This window comes from Mesobacterium pallidum, from assembly GCF_019966535.1.
Taxonomy (GTDB): Bacteria; Pseudomonadota; Alphaproteobacteria; order Rhodobacterales; family Rhodobacteraceae; genus Mesobacterium; species Mesobacterium pallidum.
In genome coordinates this window covers 271,098-297,380 of the sequence record NZ_JAIMID010000004.1, presented here as the reverse complement: position 1 = coordinate 297,380, position 26,283 = coordinate 271,098, and the positions used below count along the sequence as shown (strand labels likewise).

At 57.2% G+C, this 26,283-nt stretch carries 22 protein-coding genes and 1 CRISPR repeat array; of the genes, 15 read left to right on the top strand and 7 right to left on the bottom strand.

Translation table 11 applies throughout. The annotated features are described in order from the left end of the window. Positions 1-4: 4 nt before the first annotated feature. Both MF270_RS08505 and MF270_RS08500 read right to left on the bottom strand, forming a co-directional pair. Positions 5-1,204 (bottom strand): hypothetical protein, encoded by a 1,200-nt coding sequence (locus MF270_RS08505; RefSeq protein ID WP_238365449.1) that lies wholly within the window; start codon positions 1,202-1,204, stop codon positions 5-7. 260 nt (positions 1,205-1,464) lie between these two features. Next, positions 1,465-2,097: a hypothetical protein gene (locus MF270_RS08500; protein ID WP_238365448.1), complete on the bottom strand. Its 633-nt coding sequence runs from the start codon at positions 2,095-2,097 to the stop codon at positions 1,465-1,467. A 347-nt stretch (positions 2,098-2,444) separates the two neighbouring features. Here MF270_RS08500 and MF270_RS08495 point away from each other — a divergent pair, with 347 nt between their 5' ends. Then, on the top strand, positions 2,445-3,011 hold the full coding sequence (locus tag MF270_RS08495; protein ID WP_238365447.1) for a hypothetical protein: 567 nt from the start codon (positions 2,445-2,447) through the stop codon (positions 3,009-3,011). On the opposite strand, the gene MF270_RS08490 is transcribed toward MF270_RS08495, so the two are convergent. Then, entirely contained in the window at positions 3,004-3,195 is a 192-nt protein-coding gene (locus tag MF270_RS08490) for a hypothetical protein (protein ID WP_238365446.1), read from the bottom strand. The genes MF270_RS08495 and MF270_RS08490 overlap by 8 nt on opposite strands. Before the next feature lie 308 nt (positions 3,196-3,503). Here MF270_RS08490 and MF270_RS08485 point away from each other — a divergent pair, with 308 nt between their 5' ends. Then, positions 3,504-4,109 (top strand): recombinase family protein, encoded by a 606-nt coding sequence (locus MF270_RS08485; protein ID WP_238365445.1) that lies wholly within the window; start codon positions 3,504-3,506, stop codon positions 4,107-4,109. 157 nt (positions 4,110-4,266) lie between these two features. Here MF270_RS08485 and MF270_RS08480 read toward each other — a convergent pair whose 3' ends face one another. Next, positions 4,267-4,710: a hypothetical protein gene (locus tag MF270_RS08480; protein WP_238365444.1), complete on the bottom strand. Its 444-nt coding sequence runs from the start codon at positions 4,708-4,710 to the stop codon at positions 4,267-4,269. 706 nt (positions 4,711-5,416) lie between these two features. On the opposite strand from MF270_RS08480, the gene MF270_RS08475 reads away from it, so the two are divergent. Next, positions 5,417-8,095, top strand: a complete 2,679-nt coding sequence (locus MF270_RS08475) for a CHAT domain-containing protein (RefSeq protein WP_238365443.1) — start codon at positions 5,417-5,419, stop codon at positions 8,093-8,095. Here the strand turns inward: MF270_RS08475 and MF270_RS08470 are convergent. Continuing rightward, a complete protein-coding gene (locus MF270_RS08470; RefSeq protein WP_238365442.1) occupies positions 8,082-9,515 on the bottom strand; it encodes a hypothetical protein in 1,434 nt (477 codons plus the stop codon). The genes MF270_RS08475 and MF270_RS08470 overlap by 14 nt on opposite strands. 878 nt (positions 9,516-10,393) lie before the next feature. On the opposite strand from MF270_RS08470, the gene MF270_RS08465 reads away from it, so the two are divergent. The 3 genes from MF270_RS08465 (at position 10,394) to MF270_RS08460 (ending at position 12,322) form a co-directional block, all read left to right on the top strand. Beyond that, positions 10,394-11,181, top strand: a protein-coding gene (locus MF270_RS08465) for an IS5 family transposase (RefSeq protein ID WP_238365441.1) whose coding sequence is annotated in 2 segments (ribosomal slippage) — positions 10,394-10,730 and positions 10,730-11,181 — 789 coding nt in all. Because the reading frame shifts where the segments join, the coding sequence is not laid out codon by codon here. Between the two features lie 252 nt (positions 11,182-11,433). After that, positions 11,434-11,799, top strand: coding sequence for a glycosyltransferase family 2 protein (locus MF270_RS28415; protein ID WP_418887869.1), 366 nt, complete (start codon positions 11,434-11,436; stop codon positions 11,797-11,799). A gap of 112 nt (positions 11,800-11,911) precedes the next feature. Continuing rightward, positions 11,912-12,322, top strand: a complete 411-nt coding sequence (locus MF270_RS08460) for a hypothetical protein (RefSeq protein WP_238365440.1) — start codon at positions 11,912-11,914, stop codon at positions 12,320-12,322. A 3-nt stretch (positions 12,323-12,325) separates the two neighbouring features. Here MF270_RS08460 and MF270_RS08455 read toward each other — a convergent pair whose 3' ends face one another. After that, the gene (locus MF270_RS08455) at positions 12,326-13,324 is read right to left on the bottom strand and encodes a tyrosine-type recombinase/integrase (protein WP_238365439.1); all 999 of its coding nucleotides are present in this window, start codon (positions 13,322-13,324) and stop codon (positions 12,326-12,328) included. Positions 13,325-13,766: 442 nt separating this feature from the next. Continuing rightward, positions 13,767-14,000, bottom strand: coding sequence for a hypothetical protein (locus tag MF270_RS08450; RefSeq protein WP_238365438.1), 234 nt, complete (start codon positions 13,998-14,000; stop codon positions 13,767-13,769). Between MF270_RS08450 and MF270_RS08445 the strand changes: the two genes are divergently transcribed. The 9 genes from MF270_RS08445 to cas2 all read left to right on the top strand — a co-directional run bounded on the left by MF270_RS08445 (position 13,999) and on the right by cas2 (position 25,342). After that, complete coding sequence (locus MF270_RS08445; RefSeq protein WP_238365437.1) at positions 13,999-14,916, top strand: hypothetical protein; 918 nt, start codon at positions 13,999-14,001, stop codon at positions 14,914-14,916. The two genes, MF270_RS08450 and MF270_RS08445, sit on opposite strands and share 2 nt — an antisense overlap. A 188-nt stretch (positions 14,917-15,104) precedes the next feature. After that, entirely contained in the window at positions 15,105-15,317 is a 213-nt protein-coding gene (locus MF270_RS08440; RefSeq protein WP_238365436.1) for a helix-turn-helix transcriptional regulator, read from the top strand. Between the two features lie 430 nt (positions 15,318-15,747). Next, the gene (locus MF270_RS08435) at positions 15,748-16,140 is read left to right on the top strand and encodes a TadE/TadG family type IV pilus assembly protein (RefSeq protein ID WP_272490708.1); all 393 of its coding nucleotides are present in this window, start codon (positions 15,748-15,750) and stop codon (positions 16,138-16,140) included. Beyond that, positions 16,140-17,444 (top strand): hypothetical protein, encoded by a 1,305-nt coding sequence (locus MF270_RS08430; protein ID WP_238365434.1) that lies wholly within the window; start codon positions 16,140-16,142, stop codon positions 17,442-17,444. The genes MF270_RS08435 and MF270_RS08430 overlap by 1 nt, the downstream gene beginning before the upstream one ends. Positions 17,445-17,701: 257 nt before the next feature. After that, positions 17,702-18,523 (top strand): calcium/sodium antiporter, encoded by an 822-nt coding sequence (locus MF270_RS08425; protein WP_238365433.1) that lies wholly within the window; start codon positions 17,702-17,704, stop codon positions 18,521-18,523. Between the two features lie 40 nt (positions 18,524-18,563). After that, positions 18,564-20,339, top strand: coding sequence for an SLC13 family permease (locus MF270_RS08420; protein WP_238365432.1), 1,776 nt, complete (start codon positions 18,564-18,566; stop codon positions 20,337-20,339). Positions 20,340-20,779: 440 nt separating this feature from the next. Continuing rightward, entirely contained in the window at positions 20,780-24,028 is a 3,249-nt protein-coding gene (gene cas9 / locus MF270_RS08415) for a type II CRISPR RNA-guided endonuclease Cas9 (RefSeq protein ID WP_238365431.1), read from the top strand. Between the two features lie 61 nt (positions 24,029-24,089). Beyond that, positions 24,090-25,001, top strand: coding sequence for a type II CRISPR-associated endonuclease Cas1 (gene cas1 / locus MF270_RS08410; RefSeq protein WP_238365430.1), 912 nt, complete (start codon positions 24,090-24,092; stop codon positions 24,999-25,001). A gap of 35 nt (positions 25,002-25,036) precedes the next feature. Continuing rightward, on the top strand, positions 25,037-25,342 hold the full coding sequence (cas2, locus tag MF270_RS08405; protein ID WP_238365429.1) for a CRISPR-associated endonuclease Cas2: 306 nt from the start codon (positions 25,037-25,039) through the stop codon (positions 25,340-25,342). Between the two features lie 74 nt (positions 25,343-25,416). Beyond that, positions 25,417-26,242: a CRISPR direct-repeat array (repeat unit 36 nt; unit sequence AGTTTAGCTGTTCAGAATTCGGGGTCCAGCCGCAAC). Positions 26,243-26,283: the final 41 nt, after the last annotated feature.

The following is a 26,283-nucleotide window of genomic DNA, read 5'->3' as shown; positions in this document are numbered from 1 at the left end:
CGACCTAGTCTGTGGGCCGGGTGCGGGCGGTTTGTGCCGCCCGTGCTGCCCCGGCCCGCGCGGTCATCAGGAACATAAGCGCCCAGAGCGGGAACAGGTCCAGCGCAAGCGCCAGCGAGACCATGGGGACAAAGCGCCCGCCGTGCAGGCGGATGGCCGTGATCAGGTCGGGCGAGGTGATCGGTGCCAAAAGCGGGATCGGATCGCGTTTCAGCCGCGCGGTGATCAACTCGGTGCTGGCCACCAGCCCCGCAAGACCTGCCTTGATCCCTGCGACGGATTCAGCTTGCCGCTTCGAGAAGGCCGTCGTCTCCGACAGCTCCGCCACGCTGGCCCGCAGCTGGGCGGCACCGGCGTCCATGACATCCGTCAGATCCGACGCACGGATCTTTTGCAGCGCAGTGTTGAGCGCGACACCGGCATCGAGAAACCGGTCCTCACGCGCGACAATCGCCGCGTCTCTATCCCGGATTGCGCCGCGCATGGCCACGAGCGCGTCCTGCGCGGCCCCCACGCCTTGGATTGCGGCGTTCCGCGCCGCCATCATCGACCCCACAAAGCTCTTCGTCTGCTCGCAGACCCGCGCCAGGTTCGCGGCGACTGGACCGCTCCCGGCACCGGTGCCCGAGGCCACCCCGCCGTCAAGTTCGAGAGCGGCCAGCTTGCAGGCTTCGGCCTGCTGCGCCTGCCAGCCCGGCAGGATTTTGTCGATCCCCAGCACGCTCGTCTCCAGCCGGTTGGTCAGAGCCACATGATCGGTATGCGTCAGGGTCCAGGCATGGACCTTGCTCGGCGGTCCCACCAGCGCCGCCAGGTTCGACGTCGTGCTGGCCCCCAGCGTCAGGGCGGTCAGCGCCAGCCCCAGCAGGGTCATGCGCAGGCCCAGCCAGGGCGTCGGCGCTTCGGGGGCATATTTGAGGATCATGCCCCAGCCGACAGCCAGGATCGTGACGATGGAGAGCGTCAGGATGACTGCCGTCCCCTTGGTGGTGATCGACTCCCCGCCGATCTCGCTTTGGAACAGCTGAATGCCGTTAAAGCTGGCATAGCCCGACGCGATGGCCAGCATGGCCATGACAGAGCCGAAGACAAAGGTGATCCAGGCGTAATCCGCGCCGAACCGGTTCGGCTGCGGCGCAGGGGGCGTTCCGTCCGGCGAGGGCCTGCCGCCGGATGTGGATTTGGGGAAGGAAAGCAGGGTCATCAAAACCTCCGAGGTGTCAGGTGGGTAGACCCACGCTGCTAGAGCCTCGCCGCGCCCCCGATGGGCCTTGTCCGGGCGGATTGGCCCCAACCACGCCCCAGCAAAGCAATAGACCCCGCCGAAGCGGGGTCCCGGAGGTCGTCTTGCTCGATCCGGGAGCTAAAGCGCTCCGCCTTGACCTTGAATCGCCGATACCCTGCCGCGCTGCACGCTCTCGGGACATCGGCGATCCCCGTGTTTTAGGTTAATGGCGGGACGCTTTAGTGCGTCCAGGTCTCGATAAAGCCAGCGGCCTGATCGATCCGGTCCTGCGGCAGGCGCAGCATCCGGTAGCGCGTGACCAACACCCCGTCGATCCGCTCGGCATAGGCAAAGAGATGCCGGTTGCGGAAACCGCCATCCAGCTCCGTGATCCCATCCTCTCCGCTCAGCGCATAGCCGAGCTTCGCCAGCGCCCGAACCGAGTTCGGATTGGCCGAGCCGTGATGCGCGATCACCGCGCCTGCGCCGCTCTCAAAGCCGGGCCCAAGCGCCAGCAGCCCCCGGATCCCGAAGGAGACCATCGCCGGGGCCAGCGCCCGCCCACGGACCTCGTCGCCAACGATCAGGCCGCGCAGCCAGAGCACGCCCTCCTGAAGGGTAAAGTAGCATCCGCCGACCGGGCTTTGCGGCGCAGCCGGGCCGCTCCGGCGCGCGGTGACGATCATCGCCTTGCGCCCCACTAGATCGAAGGCATCGGCGGCAAAGAGATACCGCCCCGCCGGACGGTGGCGCTGGGACAGCAAATACCCGGCATAGGCTTCGGTTTGCGGCGCGCCGCGCTGTGCCTGCGTCAGGCTCAGCACGATGCCATTCCGGCGCTCGGTATGGAACATTGGCGTTTGCGTCGTCATGAGGTGGCCCTCCGAATATGCGCGGCGATGGCAGCGCTTCCGGTCATCGGACCTAGAGACCTGACTGGACGGGGCGGGCCGGGTCAGGGACGCAACCGGGCTGGTATCGGGCGGGTACTGGGCGGCTTAACAGATCGTTAACCTCGTTCCGGTACAATGATCCCTATTGATTGAGGTTTGATTTGAATGACTTAAGCGAAGAACACGACGCCCGAATGCGGCGTCTCCAAGACGACCACGATGCGCTTCAAGACGAGATGGCAGGGCATGGCTTTAGCCGTCAAAGCCGCATCGGACGCACACGTGAGGAAATTGCCGAACGCCGCAGCGGTCGCTCCGCATCCGGCATGTCCGACTTCACCAGCCAGCTACAAATGCTCCTGGCCAACGACCCCGAATATCGAGCAGCCTACGAGCGGACCTGGGATGTGTTGACCGATGCAGAAACGCGCGCCCAAAGCACGATTGATGCGCTTGAAGCGCAGCTTGAACGAGATGAGGCGGCCCTTGAGGCGCTCACCCGCAGCGCCGCGTCCCTGCCGGACGGCACGAAGGTGTTTCGTGCCGCCGACGGATCCCTGAAAACGCAAGAGGGAACCGATGTGTCCCATCTGTCAGACCACGTCGTCTGGCGCGGGGATGAGCCGTCATGGGAAGACTACCGCGACCAACAGGCCCGCACCGAGAACCTACGAGGCGATTTGGATGCCTGGCGATATTACCAGGTTGAGACCCTGGGCCATGCGCGAGACCGGCTGTCCGATGAGGACAATCCGCCGAGCGTTGAGGAGTTGGACGAGATCCAGCGCGATATTGAGGCGAAGATGCCGCAAGCTCCAGAACCGACTGAGCCAGCCGAAGCGGCAGACATTGCCGTGTCGCCAGCCGCAAAAATCGAGATTCCCGCTATTTGAACGCACCGCAGCGCTTCTTGAGCCAGGCGTAGATGATGCCGCTCGGATGATAACCGGGGTTTTCCCGGATGGTTTGACGGATTTCATCGTTGCGTTGTGCGCGGACGGCCTCACTCGAAAAATACCATTCGTCAATGCATTGCGCGACCGACGGCTTCGTTTGCGTTGCAATCACGGAGGCCATTGTAACCGATGTGCTCAAGTACCCGTCTTGCCCGGATTTGGACCACCTGAGGAATGCCTCCCCTGTGAACTCCTCCGCGCGGGATTGCTGTGGATAAACCCCGCCAAGCAAGACAAGAGCGGTTGCGGCACATAGGTTTAATCTGTTGATCATAATGGAAGAATTTAGATCACCAGATGACTTGACCGATGCCTATTGATTGCCGATACGAAACACAAGGAAATCTGCTGGATCCACCTCCGCGACAAGCGTCACGGCAGTCGTCCGGCACCTGTTCAAAAGGGTTCCTTTCCGAGCAGGATCCCGCCATGTCCGCCCGCACAGGCCGCAACGTGGGCTATCTCCGCGTGTCCACGCAGGAACAATCGACCGACCGGCAAGCCTTGGGCCTGCGGGATCTCTGCGACCTTTTCCATATTGAGTATGTTTCCGCCGTTTCCGACCGCCGTCCGGTGTTCGACCGTGTAATCGCCAGCATGCGCGCCGGGGATACGCTCCATGTCTGGGATCTGGACCGCGCGTTCCGGTCGACTATCGATGCGCTGATCACGGCAGAAACTCTGCGCAAGCGCGGGGTTCACCTCAAGATCGCCCGTCTGAGTATCGACACCGGGACAGAAGAGGGCGAGCTGTTCTATACGATGATCGCTGCCTTCGCTCGCTTTGAGCGCCGCATACTCGCGCGCCGAACCCGCGAAGGCCTGGCCGCCGCCCGCGCCAGAGGAACACGACTTGGCCGCCCCCCGGCCTTGTCCAAGGCTGACATCGAAACCGCCCATGCATATCTGCGCGACGGCTACCCCTGCCGCTACATCGCCTTCCTGCTGGGCGTCTCCCGCATCACGCTGGAACGCGGCTTCCACCGCGAAGGCCTGCGCTATCCGTTTGATCCAACGGAAAGACCAATCCATTGATCGAAACATGGTACTGCGTCGCTCAGCAAGAACTCTCTCGATTCATCCTGGTTGAAATAGCAATCCGCAATCTCGGTGCCCTGGGAGTTCCTAGGTGTTGCCCAGGGCTGCACTTGGTTCATTGAGTGGGGTAGCGACCAACGAGACCATTCCGGTATTAGATCGCGAACCCGAGCGGCGGCGTACGCAATCCGAGTTCCAGAATCTGCAGGCGTTGTTGTACGATCATCGAAGGCGACTTCAACAGCGGGCCAGCTTTACAGCGCCTGGGAAACTCGGAAAGCCATTTGTAGCTCGGATCATTGAACAAATCGTCAAGGCGATTCTCACTGACATCGAAGAGTTCGCCGTAATAGTCATGGAACAATCCACCCGCGTCCAGAAAGTACTCGAAACGCAACTGAACAAGATTGACGACGTTGCGTCTGGTCCAGGCTTGCTCAGCTAATGCTAAGCCGACTGACTGAGCGTTTTGACGAAGAGCGAAGGCGGGAAGAGGCAGCGCGGCCAAGACAGGGGGAATTCGATCTTGAGCGCTTCCCTCGCCACCTTCACGCCACCTAACCGCATTACCATAAGAATGCATTTCAAGACTCCACATAGTTGATCGTAGAGATGTTGTAGATGGCAAAATCACAGCAAACCGGAGATCACTAGAGTAATGTTGTAACACCTTGAATGTACAAGCTTTAATTCCCTGCGTCGTTCGCTTTGACAGGCGCTGGTTCGCCTACGAACACGCAGCACAAGCATCGTCTCAAACTTGATTCAATGGTCAGACGCACGGCCACTTCCCTCACAGCATAACCCCTCTCCGTAAAGTGCTCCACGGCATCCCGCTTGAAGTCTACGCTGAATATGATGCTGCCTATCATGGTCTACTTGCCACAAATGTAGCGATTAGGGCGTCCGCGAGGCACGGGAGCATTCAAAAGAATCTATGCTCCGACACAGTCCCTCTCAGTGCTGCACGCCCGAAATCACAAAATACGCGCTCGAAGTACTCCCCGAAGTCTGCAATGCTGGGATCAAAGCAAAGAATACGATGGCCTCATTACTTCGGATCCCAGCCCTACAACCTTGAACAAGAATCTGAGAGAATTTTCATGGCAACAATACAATCAAAAAACAGCCCCGATTCCATATTTACAAAATGGCTTCTAAATAGAACGTTCCTGTATGTACGTCTTTCATACCTCTGCTCGACGAAGAGGAGGAAGAGGTACGAAAACCGGCTGCAAAGAAGGCTACGTGCCGCGACTGAGTCAATGCTATTTAGAGAACACAAGCTCACAATGAAGAACGCAATGCAGATCGCAAGCATAGTGTCCTATGTGATTGACAAAAAAGTTCTACCAAATGCACCAAATTCCGAAATCGCCAATCGATTCGCGTTGATAGATTGTCGAGTACTCCTGAAACTTGCTGAAAGAACTGCTGCAAAACATGGGCACCGCGACTTTCAGACCGCTTCTCAAATCCTGAGGGCCACAGTTGATGCTATGGCTATGGTACAAAGAGCAAGCTCGCCAATTGAAGCGGTCAGGTTGGCTCGCATTCGAAGGCGCCAACTGAGTGAACTGTTTGATAGGATCGGTTCAACAGATGAGGAGCAGCTACTACAGACAAAGTACCTTTACCTAATGACGCTATTTGTGGAACTCACCGTCGCATATAGGGCCGAGGAAAAGAGAATCGCGATAGAAGCCGCAATTACCCTGACCGGCGAAATGTCGCAAAGCTTTCCGATAGTTGCGCTAACCGAAGAAAGAAAAAAATCAACGAGCCAACCTCATCTAAAAATCGGCTCGATTGATTTGCATCGCGCAAAAGAAAACTCCGCCGTTACCCGAAACATCGAAGCCTACGCTATAATCGCAAAGTTTTGCCAACAATTGATCAGTGACTATAGACCAAAGGATGAGGTTGTTCGCGAGCTGACTGCGAGACTGAGAACCTATACTGAGGTTTGCCGCGAGAATGAAGCGACTGTTGAAGCAGGCACCACGCTAAATGTACTAGGTGAGCAGATCCTAAATCGGAGCATTTTTCATTCGGTTTGGCAGGCAAAAAGATCAAGTCCATACATGCTATTTCTAATCGAGATAACTGAAGCGTACAAATCAATGCGTCGCGTCGGTGGCAGTCTCAACGCAGCAGACGAAATCGACGGACAGCTATACGAAACGATGATTGCAACAATAACCAAGATGGCGACTGCGAGCGTCATCAGCTTTGAGATTGTAGAGGGTTGCATCCAAGAAACGATGTCACTTACTTCAAACAGTGAATCGAGCAGAGATTGGAAGTTTAGACACGCCATTATCCTATCAGAACTCTCGCTATACTGCTTCAATACCTGCGGTATTGGACGAAAAAGACTTGTTGCGGAACGATCTGCTGATTTCGCGCTGGAAGCACTGCAATCCGAATCTGGAGAAACAGTATTTCAAGAGCTCAAATTGACCGGCTACATATTGTCAATGGCGAAGTATTTGGCAAATCACGCGATCTACGCGCGACTTCATGACGTATACTCGAGAAGAAAAGCGGCATTGCGCCCGCTAGTGGGAGACGAATGGGCACTTCGGTCTGCGCTTAGATCTGGCGATACCCTCTATGAAGAGCTGGCAGGAGAGTATTTCGAAGCCAACGACTACGAAACAGCAATTGAAATAGTCGAGAACCAGCGAACTCTATTCTGGAATGATCAATCAAGATATCAAAGCCAGAACGACCACAAGAATTATCCTATTGTCTCCAATCCGAGAGAGAAATACTTTGTATTTCAACGCTTCATGAAGATAATCACAAACTCAAATGAAAGCATCTGTTTCATATTCGTTACGCTGAATCGATCTGGGGTGAACCTTCACATATTTGCTTCTGGGCCAAGTGGGTTTGTGACGAATGTTCAAGTATTCGATAATGAACAGTACGTAGGATACTCTCTGGGCGATATCTTTGAAGAAATCGCTTCAGACTTGCGCCGTGCATTTGATGAATATGGAAAGATTGATGCAGTGTACGGTTGCACCGTCGAAGAGCGGATAAATGAGTCTCTAAGACAGATTCACAGTGGGTTGTTTTGGAGGGTGTCTGAAGTTGTGCCGCAAGATCTATTAGACCAGATAGAAACACTTTACGTAGTTATTTCCGGTCGAACCGCGCGCTTACCACTTCATCTCTACCCGATAGTGTCAGATTCGTCTCTATCCGATAAATCGGTTGTCTTCTGTCCTTCATTGAACACCATTGATCTCGTATCTGACGCGGATGACGCGTCCCAGATTAGACGCACAGGCGTGTTCTTATTCGAAAGCGCATACGGTTCTAGGCTAGTTAACGATAGAAATTGGAAAACTATCAAGGATAGAGTACCGAACTTTCTTTTCTTCTCTGGCCCGAGCGCTACGACTTCGAACTTTCAAGAGATTGCTCCTAGCTTAGACGAGATATTCATCATTTGCCATGGACGATTTGACGGAAAGAATTATTCAAATGGCGGACTAATGTTATCGGATGGAATGTTAGACATTGACTCTCTTGGTTCAATAGAATTTCCAAAATCTCCATTCATTTTTCTCGGTGCCTGTGACAGTGGGGCTTTTAGCGGTCACGGAGTGTCAGGCGAGTATGAGAGCATAGCCGGAATGATGCTTCGTCAGGGAGCAGGCAGTTGCGTCGCCGCACATTGGCTATTGTCAGTAGAGGGCATGAATCACGCACTCAGTAACCTACTGCCACTTATAGGCACTGACAAACTTCGTGATCCAGCATGTGTTTCGAAAATCTTGATGCAGAGTCCCGCATTCGACCTTTCGGGCCATGATAACGCGGCTCTTTCACCTAGCACTTTCCTTGCTGGCCCGAAGGATGAGGGTAGTCCATTAATTGGTTCGGGCATTGGTTCATCTCCAATAGTTGCTCCAATACTCCAACATGGAGCACTTGCGCTGCACACGCGTTTGATCAAAATTCACTAACTGGGCCACCTTGACTGTCATGGCTTCCCGACATCATTGAGCGAAATTGGTCAAGCGTAATACCGCGTCGTCTACATTCGTCGAATTGAAGTTGCATGACCTGAGCAGAAACATCGGCGTAGTATGGAAGGAGCTTGGAAGAAAAATCCATGGGCGGCAATAGGTCAACAGGCAGTTGGCCAGAGCTGTTTACAATTAAAGGATTCAATTCACGTCGAACTCTTGAGATCGCTTTGTTGATATTCTCAATTCCACCATAGTCATCAGCATCAGTCTCAAGTTCGAATGTCGCCACTGGGTCTTCAGCTCTCCGTGATATGAGTTGCATGCAGTATGCCGCACCGTTCTCCACAATCATATGCAGCACTGTATTTCCCGACACCGGCTCCTGTTCATTGATGTCAAAGCCTTGCGTAATTGCTTTCAGCAGGTCTAGGTGTTGATCGTATTCAATGAATTTAAATGGTTTCATATTATTGGTTTCGTTGTCAATTCTGTGAAATCTTACCACATCTTGATTGCCGCCGGCAAATAAAAAATTGCCAATATCTCTAGAGTAAGCAGTCGATTGTTCCACAGTCGTATATGAGTTAACTATTTCCTTTCTGTTTCGCACATTAAAGTATCTAGACTTGTTGCCAATAAATCGCCCGGGATTCTCCAGTGTCTTTTTCTCCGGATCGGTAGACGTGGTGTACTCTGCATTCAAGAGGCGGTTGAATTCGCGGTCTTCGCCAAAAGTCAGGAACAAGGTTAACGTCTTGACCTTTTCTTGCGCTTGCGCATCGAGGTAGCAGATACCTGACAAATCTCCAGTGACGTGCAGCTCTCCCGCTATCTGGCTGGAATGGTAGAAACTCTTTTTCGAGGAGTCGGGATTTCTTTCTTTGGCAGCGAGTGTTCGCGTATTCCCTCGGGATAATGAGAGTTTGGCAGCCAAAATTCCCAACTCCAGATCTTTCATGGATATTCTTGTGAACAATAGGCGGGAGATATCAATGGATTCAGCGTCGCGGTTCTCAATTGCCCTCCAATACTCTCCCATGATCATCTTGCAGAACTTTGCCTTGCTGATGTCGGAGCGGCGAACTATTTTGACTGAGGTTTGCGATGCTTCCTTCTCCCAAAAGGAACTTGGCAATAGTTCCTCTTCAATGAGGTAGTAGACCATCGCCTTCATTGCGCCTTTTGACCTTAGTTGGTGTACCTTTCCCTGAAGAAAGTCATGGAAGCTATCGAGTGATACGATTTCTTCTTCTGGTTCTGTCTCAAAATTTAAAATATCACTGTCTAAAGTTCTCGCGGCGAACGATGCATTGACTTCATCAACCGTCCTTTGAACCTCCGCTGGTTTTGTGCCTCCCGACCTTCGAGATTCGAGTCTTTCTCTGCTTCTATTCATGGATACCATCAGTCTCATTCGAGTTCGTACTATTTCGATTTGGTCTGGTGTCACTAAGCTAGTCCTCATGCCGCGTCGTTCTATGTATTGGTATGCACATTTTGAGTAATCATCTCCTTATTGGCCGATCTTCAATTGGTTGTATCTGTTTGCCCTGTTTCTAACGTGACCGTCTTACGTTCGGTTTCGGGAATCCCTTGATCAACGCCAGAAGGTCGTCCTGTAAGACGAGAAGCGACATGCGCAGTGTCTGTACTTGACCGGATCGCAGCCCGCTCTTTGGGCGACTTCGTCGCCTACCTATTTAGATGGATCAGCATGGTCGTGCCCCGTTTCAAACGCTCCTCGGCACCGACCTTGCCATAAACTGGATCGACCGCCGAGGGCAAATGTGATCATCTGAGATTGAACATTATGTCACCAAGGCAGTCGGCGTTAGAATATTAGCTAAGTGTGTGGTCATGGATCGGTCACATGAAGGGCAAGATGTGTGTCCGTGGATCGGTCACATGAAGGGCAAGATGTGTGTCCGTGGATCGGTCACATGAAGGGCAAGATGTGTGCTGTCAGACAGCACATCTTGGCAGGGAGACCCGCTGCGCGTCTCCCGTGCACCCTCTTAGCCAAATGATCGTACCAGGCATTGAGCCCGTCACGATCATGAAACGCTTCGCCGTTTCATCGCGAACACGAAGAAGTCTGCTCTCCGTTCACCCGTCGATCAACAGGCAGACTGCCGCGACCGGCCCAAAGCCGCCTTTCATCGACGATCTGGGCCGCTGCGGTGCGGCCCGCAGCCCGCCATTCCGGACTTTCGCCGCACATGCGAAATCTAGGCCGTGTTGACAAAAGGGATTCACACCGGATCGCAGGCGTGATTCAAGCTGGTATCTATTATGGAGATCAGCTTGGCACGAGATCTGATGTCGGACGAAGAATGGGCCTTCTTTGAGCGGTTCATCCTGGCTGTCCGTGCGCCGAACGGGCGCAAGCCGACCAACCACCGTCTTGTTCTTGATGGGATTTTCTGGATTGCCCGCACCGGAGCGCCGTGGCGCGATCTGCCCGAAGAGTTCGGCAAATGGTCGAGCGTCTACCGCCAGTTCCGACGCTGGACACTGGCAGGGCTTTGGGAAGAGATTATGGACGTCCTGAACCATAGCGGGGCCGTGCCGGACGCCCTGCAAATGATCGACAGCACCGTCGTCCGCGCTCATCATCAGGCAGCGGGCGCAAAAGGGGGACTCCGAGACAGGGTTTTGGCCGCTCAAGAGGTGGCTTCACGACCAAAATCCACCTCCGCGTCAACGCAGCAGGCTTGCCCATGAGAACCGAGATCACGCCGGGCCAGACATCGGACTACGTGGGGTTCGATCTCGTCATGGCCGACAACCTGCCTGAGCCGAGTGTTCTGTTGGCTGACAGGGGGTATGATGCGGATAGTATTCGCAAAAAGATGGATGCGCGGGATGTGCTGACGCAGATCCCTATGCGCAAATCACGCAAGATGCGCGTCGGTGTCGATCATTCGCTGTATTCCCTGCGCAACCTCGTCGAGCGGTGCTTCAACAAGCTCAAGAATGCGCGCCGCGTCGCCACACGCTATGACAAGACCGTCGAGAGCTTTCTTGGCTTCATCGACATCACGTCCATCCGACTTTGGGTGCACCTTTTGTCAACATGACCTATGGCGCGGCTGGGGGTTCCGCTTTACATAACAGAACAAATAATTGACCATCGTTCACAAGTCAGCGGCGTCGCAGCCATATACAATCGATACACCTATCTCGAAGAGGTGCGCGTTGCACTTGAGAAATACGATTCCCACGTACAAAAGGTGGTTCGAACTGGCCTGAACTGATGCTGTGGATGCCAGAAAGAGATGAAAAATTTTGGATCAAGGGATAACTTCGGCAGACACACTGGGATTTGAAGTATGGCCGCGACATGGGGAATCACTACGACGACTAATGCAAGCCCCGCTGACATATTGCGTTTTACCAAGCACTATGCCGCGCTTGGCGCAACACAGATTGATATCTATCTGGATGAACCGCCCGACTCCCTCGAATCTCTCAAAGAGGCCCCTGCAATATCCAACTTCATCATGTGCACGAACAAATATTGGCATGATATCAAGGGTTCTCGACCCGAGAACCTTGTTAGTCGCCAGATAGCCAATGCGACTCGCAGCTACAGGATGGCAAGATTTGGATGGTTGGGTCACGTCGATACCGATGAGTTGATCATGTGCAACCCACCTTTTTGGGAGTCACTTGCACAAAGTACCCAAGAGCATTAACGAAATTCGAGTACGCACTGTCGAAAGACTTTGTGATCATCCTGATACTCTTGGTTCAGGGTATGAGTATTTCAAACTCCCCATTCGAAAAACGGCAGAGCACCCCGGACAGGTGAAAGAAGTTTATCCAGAGTACGGATATTTACTGTCCTCCGGTTTCATCAGTCACACGCGCGGCAAAGTCTTTGTTCGTTCTGGCTTGCAGGATCTAAGACTCGGCGTACATAAGGCGCGGGGCGTGAAAACCCGATCCCTTGAACTGACCGACTGCTATTTGGCGCACTATCACGTTCGAGACGTATCAGAGTTTCTTGACAGACTTCATGACCGAATATATGGCGGCTCCTATGGCAGAAGTTCAGATTTGGACCCGACCTCATTGAGGGCTGGCTTAGAGGAGTTGATGCGAAAAGAGGGCAGCGACGGTTTAAGAAAGTTCTTCCTCACCACTTGCACAGCGAACAATCAACTGCTGTTGAGACTTTCTCAAAAAGGCTTGCTATTACGCAGAAAGGTTCATTGATCGTCACAGTGAATCTTCGGCGGCGTCGTCATCCTCAAACGCTCGTGAGACCTGGGCGGCGGCCGACTGAGAAGCCAGTATCTTCCTTCCGTATCTGGCCGGCATTTCGGCCGAGGCCCATCGGCCAGCGACCATGATGGAAGAAAGATCACAGCCAAGCCTGAATGCGTCCTGAACGCCACCGACACGCGTGCTGTGTGATGATACATCTTTTCGGCCAGTACATCTTTTCATGATCCGCGAAACCGTCGAAGGATCCAACGGAGCCTTTTTCCCGCCAGGCTGTGACTTGGTGAGTATGGGATCCGCATCTTTCAACTCGGCTAGTTGGATCCACTGCATGACAGCTTTCGCTCCGCGAGGAGACAAATAAGCATAGGCCCCCATACCGTTGGGATCCGTCTTAGACCGTTCCAGGAACAGCAGACTGCTGCCATCATCCTGGCGCAGGAGATCCCGAACCTTGAAGGCGACAATCTCTGATGCTCGACACCAGCTGTCTGTCGCGATCCAAAGCAACGCTTTGTCTCTGAGGTCCTTCCTGCTGGTCCCCAGACGGCCAATCGCGCCAAGCACTTCAGCCTTCCCCAACGCGACAGCTTGGCGACGACCTCCACCAAATTTTCTCTTGACCCTTTTCAATGCGAGTTCGACCAAGCGGTGACGACACGGGGGCACGAGAAACATCGAGCGGTGCAGTTCAGCAATGCCCCAAAGCCTGGTTTCGATGGTAGTAGCAGCCAGTTTTCCACCCATTGACTCGACCCACTCAGCGACGATGCTCGGTGATACTGGCGGCTCCGGATCGTGGTCATTATCTACGCACCAGGTCCGAAACTGTCGAACTATCAACCTGTAGTTTCGAAGCGTTTGCGGAGCGAAAGCGCCTTCCGAGCGCCTCTTATACTCAGCGATCAATCTTTCGCGGTTCTCGCGAGATGACCTGGAAACTACAGAGAATACCTGATTTCTCTCCATTTCTCGTTCGTACATCGTGCCCATGGGTACGCCCCTCCTGACCGGCGCCCCGCATGTTAACCATATATTAACCATTTCCGCATACGCCCCCCTTCGTAGAGGGGATAACTTCGAAGGGCTGCAGGAACATGGCGGATACAGGAAAGGACTTCCAACGACTGTGCATGGACGCCTTGCTTGACTACATCGAGAGGTACGGGTTTTCAGACAAAGCAAGGCTTGCGTTCCTGACGAATTTGTCTGAACGAATGGAAGCTTCGCCGGTGGGCAAAAAACCTGACCAAGTCATACAGGCGCTCAGAGACCATAACGAGCTCTCTGCGGACATGATGCGTGCTCAGCATTCAATCACTTCAACCAGTCGAACAGACAGGAACTAAGCTCGCTGACATACCTGGAAGCAGCTCTGCCGTGTTCGGCACGACGGCCTCACCATGACCTTGCACCGAGCGACGCTAGGTGGTTATCAACCTTCGTGCCATGCCTGCGCCGAAAGTTCCAGCTTTCGGCCAGCGGCAGACTTACAAGCATCCAGTGGAGCGACGTCGGTGCCAAAGCTTTTCTTGCACGTTGGGATGCACAAGACCGGCACATCGTCAATCCAGTACAGCTTGGCTGCACTTCCTGAGGGACGTGGGGCAAGATATCTATCTTTCAGCGGCAGCGGCAATTCTTCAAAGATTGTGAAGCAGGCTTTCATGAAGCAAGAACGCTTTCCAAGTCGTTTTGCTAGATTGACTGCTTCAGAATTCGATATGCAACAAAAGCGCGCAAGAGAGCAGATATACTCCAAGCTTGAGGAACATAGGTCTGAGGATGTGATACTGAGCGCTGAGGATTTTGGGAACCTATCTGAGGATGAATTGGATTCTTTTGTCAAGAGTATCCAGCACCACGAAATCCATACCTATTGCTATATCAGGGACCCGATAGGGTATGCCCCGTCTGCATTTCAACAGCGCGTCAAGGCCGGAGTGCTGCGAGACTGGAACATAGGGGCGTTGGTTCCGCAGTACAGCAAGCTTCGGAAGTTTCTCACTTTGAAACACTGCGAACTCTTGCGGTACGACAAGAGTTCTTTGAAAAATGGATGTGTGGTCCAAGATTTCTGCGGCAGAATAGGTGTGGATATCCATCCCAACGAAATCAAGTATGAGAACGAGTCAATCAGCTTTCTGGCTATTTCACTGCTGTACTGCAGAAACAAGGCTCGCGCACACGAGGGCTTCAGAACGAACAATCCTTTGCTGCCGACGCTCAAAACGTTGAAAGGACCCAAAGTCAGTTTTTCGCCCCGTCTCATCAAGGAAATGCTTCAAAGACGTCAGAATGAAATTTCTCAGATGCAGAACTTTCTTGGGCGTCCTTGGCAGCCTGAGCGCACTCTGAAGCGCCCCAATGTTCGCGGCGAGTCCGACTTGCTAGAACCTCCAGCCGACGCCAGGAATTGGCTAGCCTGTCGTGTAGCAAGTTATGACGGCTCGCCTGACTATCGCGCAGTCGGAAAGGCCATGGACGAACTTGAGAACATTGTCATTGAGAGATCAAAGTCGCGCAAGTCCGGCATACTTACCAAAGACCACTCTCACCGGGGGAACTCAAACTCCGGTCCTTAAATCATGTCTCAGGCACCATCAGTGTTGTGGCCGCTATCAACAACGGGCACGCTGATATCGAAGAGAAGCGGCAAGCGTTTTCGACCTGCGTAGATCACCTACGACGTTATTCTTGGGGGCGCATAGACCTTACGAGAATTAGCACTAAGCTGAACGGACCTAGGCCAAGTCGTAACCTGGGCATCGCGATGCTCTTCAACCATGGAGAGATCGTGATGTGGATCTTGTCAAAGCGCCAGCTGAAGGAGTTGGTTTTGTATTCGCCGCAGCACATTGCGCGCCTGGAAAAGGACGGGAAATTCCCCAAGCGGGTAACTCTCGGCCCCAACAGGGTGGGATGGGTCGAAGTCGAAGTGCTGAACTGGCTACAGGAAAGACTGGACCGCCGCGAAACGACCTGACGACACTCCCTGATAGGGAGCTGGGTGGTCGCGTATGCACAGCGCGGCCACCCATTTAATGTACGGATGCGCTGCACGCTATCCTCCACGATCGGCGCGGGGCCGGTACGTGTGATTCCTTCTGGGCAGCACGGAACGTTTGCGCTTGGGGCGCGGCAGCCTCCGATCAGGCCCGAATTGCCCGCATCAGGCCCTGGATGCCGCAGCGCGGCCCGCCGAAGGGGAGATCTCGGATTCAACCTCTCTGCGCAACAAAACCAATCTAGAGGCGAAATTATGCATTGGGGAGTCATAAAAGCTTTTCTGTAAAATCAGCCGCATAGCCCGACAGGGAGCTTGGCGCCGCATTTTGGCCGTATTAGAGACGCGATTCGGTCGTTTTTCCCGCGCCTGATCAAAATGGGTGGGTAACGATCATTGCGAGGATAAGATGAGGTCTCGTACTCCTGTTTTCTTACTCGATGAATCCGCTAGCACGACCATCGAACTTGCCATCTGGACACCGCTGATCGCCGGCACACTGATGCTTGTGCTCGATTTCTCCTTCATGATGACCCTCAACGCGAACATGTGGAATGCCTCGCGCAGTGCTGCGCGTGCCGTTTCGATCCACGATCTGAACGCGACGGAAGCCGAGGCCTGGGCGCGGGACGAACTGTTGGTCTCCAACCGGCCCTACGAGATCGACGTGACCCGGGGTGAGACCGACGTGGTGGTCACGATCCGCCTGGCCGGGGACAAGGCGGGACTGACGCCTTTCCTCGCCCGTGTCTACAAGGGTGACATCAGCGCCTCGGTCCGCATGCTGAGGGAGCCGATCTGATGCCTTGCTTGCCCGACTTCACGCGCCGCATCCGGCGCCTGCTGCGCGGTGAGTCCGGTGCGGGTTCCGTGTTGGGTCTGACGCTGCTGGTCCTGTCTTTCCTCGTGGGTGGCGTCGCCATCGACACGGCCAATGCCTGGAGGGTCCGCGAAATCCTGCAATCCAATGCGGAGGCGGCGGCGCTGAGCGCGGCGATCCGCGCCAGCGAGGTGCAGCATGCCGCACGTCGCGAGGTGCGTGGCACAGCCAGGCTCACGGCCCGCCACGGGTTGGCCGAGGCCGGGCTGACCGACGCCTGGTATCGCGGCAGCTTCAGGACCGGGCGATTGGCGCCGGAGAGCGGCAACTTCGTGCCGACCCTGTCCGACTGGACTGCAGTTGAGGTTAAGCTCAGCCGTCACGCCCGCACCGGAAACGCCGAACCGCTGACCTGGCTGCGCCCCTTCGGCTACGAGCGGTGGAACCTCGAAGGGCGGGCCCTCGCCGAGGTCGTGCGCCGAGACCACGTCGATTGCATCGATCCGCTGCTGTCGCTCAAGGCGCGGGTCGACATTTCGGAGGTGGATGCCTTCGTCGGGATCTGCCTTTTTGCCCAGGCGACGGTCGATTATGGCGCACGGCCGCTATGGGTGGATGCTGGGTCGCTAGGGCTGGTCAACGCACTGGTCGCCGAGGCGATCGGGCTCAACATCACGCAGCCGCTGATGCAGAACGTCTCCGCCACGCCGGAATTGCTGCGCCAGGCGGTGGCCGGCGCCGACCGGTCGGTGAACCTTTCCGATCTCGACGACATCTCGGTGCTGGCGGATGAAAAGCTGCATGTGGTCTGTGGCGAGGACGACGTGCTGACTTTGCGCGATGGCACCGTGATCGAGAATGCCGCCATCTATGCCGATTGCCCGATCAACTTTCGCGGCAAGGTGACGATTCGCGCCTCGCTGGTGGTCTCCAACTTGCTGTCAGTGCTGGGCGAGGTGCCCCAGGTCCGGCTCGAGCCGGCCGCGCTGCTCTCAGGCTCGCCAGCCTGCGCGCCGGGCAACGGACTGCGGGTGCTGCTGTTTGCCGATGTGGGGGCTGTCGCCGAGGTACCCGCGCTGGTCTCGACCGACACGCCGCTGGGCGCCTTCCTAGACGACAGCCTCGGCGCGGTCGGCGGGCTGCTTGGCTGGACGCTCGACCAGCTCGGCCTCACGCTCGACACGCTCGAGGCGGATCTGAACCGCATCGCCAGCGATTTCCAGCTGCTTCCTGTCTGCCTCAACGTCGACACGATGGTCAGCAGCAAGACGGCCGTGCTGCGCTGAGTGGGCCTTGTGGGACGAATGACTGATTTCGCGATGTTTTTTCATCAACGAGAGAAGCGGCCTTTTCTGTCCGGCGCCCCAGAGGCTAGCGCCTGCGGCAATCCGCATTCCCGCCCATGGTTGCTCCGCCTTTTCGAAGCTCGTCGCTGGCCGTGGCATTTTCCCTCAGAATAATGTCCCGCCCGCCACTTGCGGACATAATGAACCGACGCCACGTCTTCTCCCGAGGCCGCACTGGGCTTCCCGGTACACACATCATGCTCCAAACCTTTCTGTCCCTCGCTCTCGGCCTGATCCTTCTGGTCGCCGGGGGTGAATTTCTCGTGCGTGGCGCCGTTCAGGTGGCGCGCAAACTCGGCGTCTCGCCGCTGGTCATCGGGCTCACGCTCGTCGGTTTCGGGACCTCGATGCCCGAGCTGGTCACTTCCGAAAAGGCAGGGCTTGCCGGCTCGCCAGGGATCGCCTTCGGCAATATCGTCGGCTCGAACATCGCCAACATCCTGCTCATCGCGGGCATATCGGCCGTGCTCTGCCCGGTCATCGTCGCCCGCGCCGCCCTCAGGCGCGATGCGATCGTGATGCTGGCGGTAGCCTTTGTCTTCGCGATGCTCGCGCCGATGGTGCCAATGGGGCGGCTGATGGGGGCGTGCCTGCTTGCGGGACTCGGCGTCTACCTGTGGACCGTCATCCGGCAGGAACGCGTAAGCCATGACGGCGGCGCGACGGGCGACAAGAGCGCGGCACTCGATAGCGTTGACCAGGTCCTCGCGGCCACCACCCGCCCGCTCGGCATCGCGCTGCTGATCGCCCTGGGCGGGCTGGTTCTGGTCGTCACCGGTGGCGCATTGCTGGTCGACGGGGCCATCGTCATCGCCCGCGACCTCGGCATCTCGGAGACAGTCATGCGGCTGACCGTCGTCGCGGTCGGCACCTCGTTGCCCGAACTGGTCACCTCGGTGGTCGCGGCGCTGTTCGTGTTGGTGGCAGCGACCGGCCTGCGCATCAACCGGGCCGAAGGGGAGCTGCTTGTTGCGGGCTATGTCCTCTATGTCTGGCTGCTCTGGCCCGCTTCCGTGTGATCTCTCTCCTGTCCTCCGACACCTTGCCCGCGAGCCCCCGATGCTTTTCGATCTCGGAGCCTATGCCCCCTTCGCCGCTCTCGTCCTCGTGACAGTGGTCTTTGGACTGTTTCTCGCCGAAAGGATTGCCGCAGAAGTGGTTGCGCTCTGCGGCGTCGCCGTAGCGCTCGCGCTCGGCCTCGTGCAGTCCTCAGACTTGCTGTCAGCCCTGGGCAACCCCGCCCCTGCCACCATCGGCGCTATGTTCGTCCTAAGCGCCGCGCTGGTTCGCACAGGTGTCCTTGAAGCGGTGACAGCCTCTCTCGCCAAGGGGATGGCGCGAAGCCCGCGCACGACCATCGCGGCTTTCTTCGGGCTGGCGGCCGTAGCGTCCGCCTTCATGAACAACACCCCCGTGGTGATGATCCTCATCCCCGTCATCTTCGGCCTCGCACGCGATATGGGCTCCTCGGCCTCGCGCCTGCTGATGCCGCTGAGTTTCGTGGTGATCCTGGGCGGCACGGGCAGTCTTATCGGCACGTCCACCAACCTGCTGGTCGATGGCGTTGCGCAGGACCTTGGACTTGTGCCATTCGGCCTGTTCGAAATCGCGCCGCTCGGGATCGCCCTCGCGCTGGTGGGCGGGGCGTTCCTCGCGCTCGCGGCGCCACGGCTGCTGCCCGACCGGCAGGCGTTGTCGCAATCCGTCACGGGGCGCAACCGCGTGTGGCAAGTGGTGCTCTTCGTGCCCGCAGGGTCGCCGCTGGCCGGCCGCCGCATTGCCGAAGTGGCCGATTTCCGGCGCCAGGGCACGCGGTTCGTCGACCTCATCCGCGACGACGTCTCTCTGCGCCGTGAACTGGCCGAACAGATCCTCCAGGCGGGCGATCGCGTGGTGCTGCATACCTCCGAGACCGAGGTCGCGGGATTTCGCGCGGGCTCCGGGCGCAGCCTCGCCATCCCCGGGCTTGAGCCTGCCTCCACGCGGCGCCACCAGGTGATCGAGGCACTCATCAAGGATCGAAAGGGCGCGGTATCCGGCCTCGGCTGGCGCCGAAGCTACGGGGTCTATCCCATCGCCGCACACCGCCAAGGCGCTGCGGTGGACATCGGCGCGGCCGGCCTGCATCTCGCGCCCGGCGACACCGTTCTTCTGGACGGAGCGCGCGAGGACATCGAACGGCTGGCTCGCGACGAGGACCTGATCCTGCTTGCGCCCTTGCAAGCTCGCGCCTTTCGCCGCGCCAAGGCGCCGATCGCCCTGGCGGTTCTGGCCCTCGTCGTGCTGGGGGCGGCGCTGAACATCGCACCGATCCTGCCGCTGGCCGTCATCGGTGCGGCGGTGGTCCTCATCACGGGATGCGTGGAGCCCGACGAAGGCATCGGCGCCATCGACGGCAGGCTCTTGTTGCTCGTCGTGAGCATGCTGGTGCTGGGCAGCGCCATGGACACGAGCGGCGCGATGGCGATGATCGTGGATGCTCTTTCGACCCCGCTCGGTCATCTCGGCCCGATCGCGGCCCTTGCGGTGATCTATGCCGCGTCCTCGGTCCTGACGGAGGTGGTGACCAACAACGCGGTCGCGGTCATCATGACACCCATCGCGGTAGGTGTGGCGCAAAGCCTCGGCCTTGATCCACGGGCCTTTGTCGTGGCCGTGATGTTCGGTGCGAGCGCGAGTTTCGCCACCCCCATCGGCTACCAGACGAATACGATGGTCTACAATGCGGGCGGCTACCGCTTCGGTGATTTCCTGAGGCTCGGCCTGCCAATGAATGTGCTCGCGGGCGTCGTCACGGTCCTGCTTGTCCCGCTCATCTGGCCGCTGCAGCCCTGAAGCATGGGGGCAAGGCAAGAGCCATGCGCACTACGTAGCGCGACTCCTTTTGAACTGACTTTCAAGAGTTCCGCAGCGAACTTCCGCTGTCCGCCCTGCCTGGCGGAACGTATCGACCGGCCCACAACGGTCATTCTTGCATAGACTGGGATGCTGCAGTCGCAACCCGCTTTCCGGACATTCGCGCAGACCTTCAGACTTGGGACAACCGGGCGGTCAGAACTTGTTCACGAGTAGGAAGGCTGTCTGAATCTCCAACAACAAAAAAAGGAAACGCGCCCCGTAGGACGCGCTTCAATGTGGTGCTACTTCGAGCTTGTTAACGGCTCGACCGCGAATTCTGAACAGCCCTTTGTTCGCATATGATGACCACGCTTTCAAGTTGCATTCTATTCCACGGCAAGGAATCCTGATCGAAATCGCAAATTTGGGTGATGAGAATGCGTTTGGGTCTTGATATTGGAGCGAACTCCATTGGCTGGTGGCTGTACGAAACCGACGGTGTCGAGGCTGACGCCAGGATCACTGGTGTGATAAGTGGCGGCGTTCGCGTTTTTTCGGATGGACGAGATCCGCAATCCGGCGCATCACTGGCGGTTGATCGAAGAACCGCCCGTGCCATGCGTCGCCGCCGTGACCGCTACCTGCGCAGGCGCTCCACGCTGATGAAGGTTCTGGCCGATGCGGGGCTGATGCCTGCCGATCCGGCAGAGGCGAAGACTCTGGAGGCGCTGGATCCTTACGCGTTGCGAGCAACCGGTCTGGACGAGGTCCTGCCGCTTACGCATTTCGGCCGGGCGCTGTTTCACATCAACCAGCGACGCGGTTTCAAATCCAACCGCAAGACGGATCGCGGCGACAATGAAAGCGGTATGATCAAGGACGCGACCGCGCGACTGGAGCAGGCGATGATGGCCAGCGGTGCCCGCACCTATGGCGAGTTCCTACACATGCGGCGCCAGCGCGCGACCGACCCGCAAAACGTGCCGACCGTGCGGACCCGCCTTTCCGTCGCCAGGCGGGATGGTCCGGATGTAAAGGAAGAAGCCGGGTATGACTTCTACCCGGATCGGAAACATCTCGAGGAGGAGTTTTGCAAACTCTGGACGGCCCAGGCGCGCTATCACCCTGAGCTGACCGAAGAACTGCGCGACCTCGTTTTCGAGAAGATCTTTTTTCAACGCCCGCTGAAAGAACCCAAGGTCGGGCTTTGCCTATTCACGGCCGAAGAGCGTTTGCCCAAGGCCCATCCTCTGACCCAGCGCCGTGTGCTTTATGAAACCGTGAATCAGTTGCGCGTGACGGCAGACGGCAGGGAAACACGCCGTCTGACCATCGAGGAACGCGACCAGGTCGTCCACGCACTGGATAACAAGAAGTCCACGGCGTCACTGAAATCGATGTCCATGAAACTGATTGCGCTCGCAAAAATTCTCAAACTGCGCGATGGCGAACGCTTCACCCTGGAATCCGGCGTGCGCGACGCCATCGCCTGCGATCCGGTGCGGGCCAGCCTGTCGCATCCCGACCGTTTCGGCCCGCGCTGGTCGGAATTGGATACAGACGCGCAATGGGATGTGATCTCACGACTCCGGAAGGTGCAAAGCGATGCAGATCACGCTGCGTTGGTAGACTGGCTGATGCAAGAGCATCGGCTCGACCGCGACCACGCGGAGGGGGCCGCCAAGTCACCGCTTCCCGAGGGCTATGGCCGACTGGGCCCGACGGTGACCGCGCGCATTCTCGATGCGTTGAAGGCAGACGTTGTAGTCTATTCGGACGCTGTCGCCGCCTGTGGCTGGCACCATTCGGACCAGCGGACGGGCGAGAGCCGAGTTTTTTCCTTTGATCCAAGATCATTGAGAAAACCTACTGGTTGTCGGTATATACCCTTGGAGTACTACGGAAAGGTTCTGGATCGACATGTGATCCCGGGAACCTATAACGAAGACGACGACGACATCACTCGCTATGGCCGCATCACGAACCCGACCGTGCATATCGGGCTCAATCAACTCCGTCGGCTCGTCAATTTGATCATCTGTACCTACGGCAAACCCGATCAGATCGTCGTCGAGCTGGCACGGGAGTTGAAGCAATCCGAACAGCAGAAAGCTGACGCGATGAAGCGAATTCGCGACACGACTGAGGCCGCAAAGAAGCGGAGCAAGAAACTGGAAGAGCTTGGCTACGCGGACAATGGCGGCAATCGGATGCTCTTGCGGCTGTGGGAAGATCTAAACCCTGAGGACTGCATGCGGCGGTTCTGCCCTTATACGGGCGAGCGCATCTCTGCCGCCATGATCTTTGATAGCTGCGATGTAGATCACATCCTGCCCTATTCGCGCACTCTGGACGACAGTTTTGCCAACCGGACCCTCTGCCTCCGCGAGGCCAACCGCGAAAAACGCAACCAGACCCCGTGGGAAGCCTGGGGCGGCACAGCCAGCTGGGACGCCATCGAAGCCAACCTGAAAAACCTTCCCGACAACAAGCGCTGGCGTTTCGCCCCTGACGCCATGGAGCGGTTCGAAGGCGAGAATGATTTTCTCGACCGGGCGCTGGTCGATACGCAATACCTCGCCCGGATATCACGCACCTATCTCGACACGCTGTTTACCAAAGGCGGCCATGTCTGGGTCGTGCCCGGACGATTGACCGAAATGCTACGGCGGCATTGGGGGCTGAATTCCCTGCTGAGCGACGCCGAGCGCGGTGCGGTCAAGGCCAAGAACCGCACCGATCACCGCCACCACGCCATCGACGCAGCCGTGGTCGCCGCCACGGACCGCAGCCTGCTCAACCGGATCAGCCGCGCTGCCGGTAAAGGCGAAGAGGCCGGCCAGTCCGCCGAACTCATCGCCCGTGAGACGCCGCCGCCCTGGGAAGGGTTCCGCAGTGATGTTGAATCGCAACTTGGCAAGATCATCGTAAGCCATCGCGCCGATCACGGCCGAATCGACAAGGCGGCACGCAAGCAGGGTCGCGACAGCACGGCCGGTCAGCTGCATCAGGAGACGGCCTATTCCATCGTCGATGACATGCATGTGGCGAGCCGGACTGATCTGCTGAGCGTCAAGCCTGCACAGCTGTTGGATGAGCCAGGCCGAAGTGGCCAGGTGCGTGACGCGCAGTTGCGAAAGGCGTTGCGCGTGGCGACCGGCGACAAGACTGGCAAGGACTACGAGAGGTCCCTGCGGGACTTCGCAGCCAAGCCCGGCCCATATCAAGGTATCCGCCGGGTGCGCATCATCAAGCCATTGCAAGAGCAGGCTCGCGTTGCAGTCCCCGCGAAAGACCCGGTCAAGGCGTACCAGAGCGGCAGGAACCACGCCTTCGAGATTTGGAGGTCTCCTGATGGCAAGATCGAGCCAAGAGTGATCACAACCTTTGAGGCTCATACTGAGGAAAGTGCGAACAACAAACGCCACCCGGCCGCTAAGCGGCTTTTGCGCGTTCACAAAGGCGACATGGTTGCGCTGGAACGAGAAGGGCGAACGATTGTGGGCCATGTCCAGCAAATGCACATCAAGAACGGACTGTTTATCGTTCCCCACAACGAGGCGAATGCGGCAGAGCGAAAGTGCTGGATACAGATAGCTGCACGGCCTGCGGTTGCGGCTGGGGTGCGTCGAGTTGCCGTTGATGAAATCGGCCGTCTTCGCGACGGAGGCGTCAAGCACACATAAGCAGGGGTCGCGCGAATCGAGAAAACATGCCAACCTTCCAATGGCTTGGAGGGTGAAGGCATTGGATCAGATCGTGGACATATCGACCGATGGTCGGCACCTCTCGCGCGACCGGGGCTTTCTTAAAGTCAGCGACGGTGTCGAAGAGATTGGCCGTATACCGCTCGACCAGGTCGTGGCAGTGATCGTGCACGCCCATGGGACCACATGGTCCACCTCACTCTTGACCGAGCTTGCCGATCGCGGAGCTCCGGTCGTTCTGTGCGGGCCCAACCACGCTCCCCGATCCGTTCTGCTGCCTATCGAGGGGCATCACGCCCAGGGTGCCCGTTTACGTGCTCAGTGGCAGGCTAAGGCCCCACTCTTCAAGCAAGCTTGGAAACAGGTCGTGATCTCCAAGATCGCCATGCAGGCTGCCGCTCTGGAGGCAGTGGGTGAGGCCCAGGCGCCTGTGGCAATGCTCAATCGTAAGGTGGCCAGCGGCGACAGCACCAATGTCGAAGCCCAGGCCGCCCGCTATTACTGGCCTCGCATGATGGGGCAGGAGTTTCGGCGGGATCGTACAGCAGCCGATCTCAATGCGGTGTTGAACTATGGGTATACCGTTTTGCGGGCAGCTACCGCCCGGGCCGTCGTGGCCGCCGGGCTGCACCCCACCATCGGGTTGCACCATTCTCACAGAGGCAACGCATTTGCCTTGGCAGATGACCTGATGGAGCCATTCCGACCCCTGGTGGATTGCTGCGTTCGCGGGCTCGCGGAACGAAATGGACCAGAGGTGGATACCGAGGCCAAAACGACACTGGCCCGGCTCATCGCACTTGATCTGCCGTTGGGCGGCGGCTTGACACCAGTGTCCGTAGCGCTTGGAAAACTCGCCGTTTCGCTGGGCCAGAGCTTTGAGACCGGACGCCTGAACCTTTCCCTTCCATCGCCGCCCGACGCACTTACCCTTGCGGGGTTGGGATCATGACCGCTGCACCTGTCTACTTGTCTGGATACCGAATCATGTGGATTCTCGTGATGTTTGATTTGCCCACCGACACCAAGCCGCAGCGAAAGGCGGCGACCAATTTTCGGAATTTCTTGCTGGATGAAGGTTTCGAGCGGAGTCAATTCTCGGTCTATGCTCGTTTCGTCAACGGCAAGGAAGCGTTCCAGACGAGCGTGAACCGTATAGAGCGGCATCTGCCGGACAAGGGTGACATCCAGATCCTCAATTTCACAGACCGGCAGTACCGTGGTATCGTGCATTTCTCGGATCAGGGCCGCAGGGCGGTCCGGAAGAATCCAGAGCAACTGGCGCTATTTTGATGAAGTTTCCCCGGTTTGCCTCACTCGCCCCCCTTCCAAGAATCCTGTGATTTCAGGAGCTTGGATGAGGGGCAAGTTTAGCTGTTCAGAATTCGGGGTCCAGCCGCAACCAGGGTGGCAGCATCTGCGGCAAGGCGATGAGTTTAGCTGTTCAGAATTCGGGGTCCAGCCGCAACATCCCCTTGACGGCGGAGTCGTCCATGCCGAGTTTAGCTGTTCAGAATTCGGGGTCCAGCCGCAACCCCTGATGGGCATACAGTCATCACCATCCAGTTTAGCTGTTCAGAATTCGGGGTCCAGCCGCAACGCGATAAGTCGCCATGCGTAACCTCTCAGAGTTTAGCTGTTCAGAATTCGGGGTCCAGCCGCAACTATTCCAACGATCCGGACACCCGCGTCGAGAGTTTAGCTGTTCAGAATTCGGGGTCCAGCCGCAACTGCGCGGTGTGGTGATAGAAAGCCGACCGGAGTTTAGCTGTTCAGAATTCGGGGTCCAGCCGCAACTGCGAGGTTCAGGGGGTCGAAATCAGTGTCAGTTTAGCTGTTCAGAATTCGGGGTCCAGCCGCAACGCTATTTGTGACACTGTCAGGTCACCGGGCAGTTTAGCTGTTCAGAATTCGGGGTCCAGCCGCAACGATCCGGGTCGCCAGCCGTTCAAGCTGTACAGTTTAGCTGTTCAGAATTCGGGGTCCAGCCGCAACAGCCGCTGCCGACGGCGCCTTGCGATCGAGAGTTTAGCTGTTCAGAATTCGGGGTCCAGCCGCAACGCGCAGTCGCTCATGGCGCGAAAGGGTTGGAGTTTAGCTGTTCAGAATTCGGGGTCCAGCCGCAACCGTCGCCTCGGTAATGTCCTCAAGAACGAAAGTTTAGCTGTTCAGAATTCGGGGTCCAGCCGCAACTGATCTGGTCAGCGGTCGGGCGGCTGGGCTAGTTTAGCTGT